Genomic DNA, 3,702 nt, shown 5'->3' on the forward strand with positions numbered 1-3,702 from the left:
GCCTACATCTGATTTAAACCCGAATGCGCTTCCGTTTGTTCCTCGTGGTTCGAGCAGCGATCAGTCTTCTGACACGCTCCCAACTATTCGCCGTCGGCGAACCACTACCCACAGGGCACCTTCTTCTCAGAGGTGGCACCGGTCAACCAGAAAGAAATCGCCTGAAGCGGCTGAAAAAAAAATCCATGAAGCATACAAAGCACTGAAAAACCAACAATTTACCCATGCAGAAGACAAATTCCAGGCTACCTTGCAAGAATATCGGGGCCAACTCAGCGAGGCCGACTACCAAAGCTCAGTCATAGGACTGGCAAGATCGCTGAATGAGCAAAACCGGGAAAAGCAAAAAAAAGCCTTTTATCGTCTGGAACAACTTCGATTGAGAGGATCATTGACTCCATTAGGGGCTTCCACAACTCCTAACCTTGACGTGACCCTGAGCCGCTGTGAACAAGCACTTGGATTGCTTTCGGATGCTGAAACACGACTGATAAGACTGAGAAATAAAACAGCCGATGCTGATGAAGAGATCCTTTGCCAGAAATCTCACAATTTTGACGCTGATATTACCAATGCCCGACTTTGGAAGTTGATGGGAAAACACCAGATGAGTGAAACACTGATGGTGAACATGAAAACAGAGCTGACCAGAAAGCTACTATCGAATCCAAGCACTGCTACTGCAGAAACCCTCTATAAACAACTCCGTATCGTAACTCTTGCCCTGGTGCGACTCTTGCAGGAGAGAAGCCTGTATGAATGGGCTGAAGACCTGCTGCTGGACATGATTGGCAAGCAATCCAATGACAGCGAGGAGATCCTTTCTCAGCCCTGTGGAGATAATGCAATTGATCTGGCTCTGGCACGACACTGGCAGTTGACAGGAAAGAATGAACGGGCTGAAAAGCTGCTGTTGAACATGAGTGGCAAGCACCCCAATGCCAGTGAAGAAATTCTATGCACTCACTCTGGAAATCGTGAAATTGACCTTGCCCTGGTGCGACTCTGGCAGACGAAAGGCAAACACGAATGGTCTGAAAAATTGCTGCTGAACATGAGTGGCAAGCACCCTGATGCCAGTGCGGAGATGCTTTGCAAGCCTTTTGGGCATCTCGACATTGATCTGACTTTGGCGCTGCATTGGGAGGTCATGGGCAAATATCACCTGGCTGAAGGATTGCTACTGAACATGAGTCGAAAACACCTTGGTGACAGTGTTGAAAGGCTTTGCAGGCCCACTGGAAAGCGTGAGATTGACCTGACTCTGGTTCGACTCTGGCAGATCATGGATAAACCTGAACTTTCTGGAAAGATGCTGCTGAACATGAGCGGCAAGCACCCTGGTAACAGTGAAGAAATCCTGTGTCGGCCCTGTGAAAATTATGAAATTAATTTGGCCCTGGTTCGATACTGGGGGCAGGTAGGCCAATATAACAGGGCTGAAAAGCTGCTGCTGAACATGATGGGCAAAAAACCCAATCAAAATAAAGAAATTCTGTGTCAACCCACTGGAAATAATGTCCTGGATCTGGCTCTGGCCTTACTCTGGCAGACGATGGGCAACTATGAATGGACAGAAAGACTGCTGCTGAACATGAGTCACAAGCACCCCGATGACAATGAAGAGCGCCTGTGCAAGCCTTGCGGGAAGAAAGATATTGATCTGGCGCTGGCAAGAAATTGGGAGATGCAGCGCAAATACACACTGACTGAAAGGTTGCTGTTGAATATGGTTGGCAAATCTCCCTTTGCCAGTATGGAAGCGCTGTGCAAGCCCTCTGGAGATCTGACAATCGACCTGACTCTGGTGAGACATTGGGGAAGAGTGGGCGAATATAAACGGTCTGAAAAACTGCTGCTGAACATGAGTGGCAAGTCCGCCAATGGCAATGAGGAAGACCTGTACAAGCCCTGTGGGCACCTTCAGATTGACATAATTCTGGTGCGAATTTGGGAGGATATGGGCAAATATACACGGTCTGAAAAACTGTTGCTGAACATGAGTGACAAGCACCCCGATGACGCTGAGGAAGAACTGTGCAAGCCCTCTGGGAAGCACGATATTGATCTGACCCTGGTAATGCTCTGGCAGATGATGGATAAAAATGAACGGGCTCAAAGACTGATTCATCGCTGCTGTGATTTATACCATACGAGTGAATGTGAATTGGCACTGCTGAGTACCTATGCCGGAACAGCAAGGTTCATGGAAATGATGACTGGGTATCAGGAAAGCGCCAATAGAATACTGTTAACTTCGATCCATTATTTCAGTCTGGCTTCCCGGCAGATAGCAGATGGCGACCCTGAGACAGGACAGGATAGCCTTAAAAAGGCGCTTGAGTATGCAGAATCCGTACTGGAGAAATACCCCAGGAATGCAAGCGCCTGTTCGCAAAAAGCCCACTGTCTCAGAATGATGAATTACAGTAAAGACGTTTGGAGCGAATGGTTCAAAAAAGCCGAAACCCTTGACCCCGGACGGGGAGAGAAGTTTAAAGCTTACGACATTTGGCGAATCATCGAAGCCAGAGCTGTTGAAAAGGTGAAGAATCAGGCACAGCAAACATAAGCGCCTGCGGCGAAAATAAGAGTCTGGCCAATGAGCCAGCAATATTGAATTCCAAAGGATCAGGTAATTAAGGCGCTTGGATGAACTCTTATGTATGTTTGCTGTCTTAAGAGCATAGGGAGGTCACTTTGCATGAGTTACGGATTACCACCAGCCTACGGTTCAACATCGCAACCGTCACAACATCGCTTGCCTGAATCCGATCAGGACGCTCATCAGGACAGAAAGCCTGCATCTGATTTAAACCCGAATGCGCTACCGTTTGTTCCTCGTCGTTCGTGGGAGAACCGGTTTTCGAACGGCCAGGATATTCATCGTCGGCAAACCACTGCACACGGGGTACCTTCTTCCCGGGGTTTGCAGCCCTCAAGAAAGAAGCAATCGCCCATTGCGGCTGAAGAAAACATCAGCCAGGCTTACGAAGCACTAAAAAACCAATGTTTCACCGATGCAGAAGAAACATTCCGGTCCACCTTAGAAGAATACCGGGGCCAACTCAACCAGGCCGACGAACGAAACGCAACCATAGGGCTGGCAAGATCGCTGAAAGAGCAAACCCCGGAAAAACAGAAAGAAGCCTGTTCTCTTCTGCAAAAACTCAGGTCGGAAGAACCATTGACTGAACTCGGGGCTTCCAGAATTCCTAACCTTGACCTGACCCTGAGCCGCTGTGAAATAGCGCTTGGATTGATTCCTGATGCTGAAACACGACTGTTAAAACTGAGAAACATAAATCCCGACGCTGATGAAGAGATCCTTTGCCAGAAATCTCACAATTTTGACGCTGATGTCACCAATGCACGACTGTGGCAGTTTATGAAAAAACACCAGATGACTGAAACACTGCTGGTGAACATGAAAACAGAGCTGACCGAAATGCTGCAGTCACATCGATACAGAGGCGTTGCAGAAAGACTGCGTAAACAACTCCATACCGTCAATATTGCCCTGGTGCGACTCTTGCAGGAGAGGGACCTGTATGAATGGGCTGAAGACCTGCTACTGAAAATGAGTGGCAAGCGATCCAACAACAGTGAGGCGTTACTTTGTAAAGCCTGTGGAGATGATGAAATTGATCTGGCTCTGGCACGACTCTGGCAGCTAATGGGAAAAAACGAGCAGGCTGAAAA

2 protein-coding genes are annotated in these 3,702 nt (G+C 48.2%); both read left to right on the plus strand.

Annotated features, from left to right (window positions below; all coding sequences use genetic code 11):
- A partial coding sequence (locus KDK18_RS01085) for a hypothetical protein (protein WP_257252569.1) occupies positions 1–2,572 on the plus strand: 2,572 nt, incomplete at its 5' end.
- 132 nt (positions 2,573–2,704) lie between these two features.
- Positions 2,705–3,702: hypothetical protein (locus KDK18_RS01090; RefSeq protein WP_257252571.1), on the plus strand; the 998-nt coding region annotated here is incomplete at its 3' end.

Source organism: Endozoicomonas sp. SESOKO3, assembly GCF_024606255.1.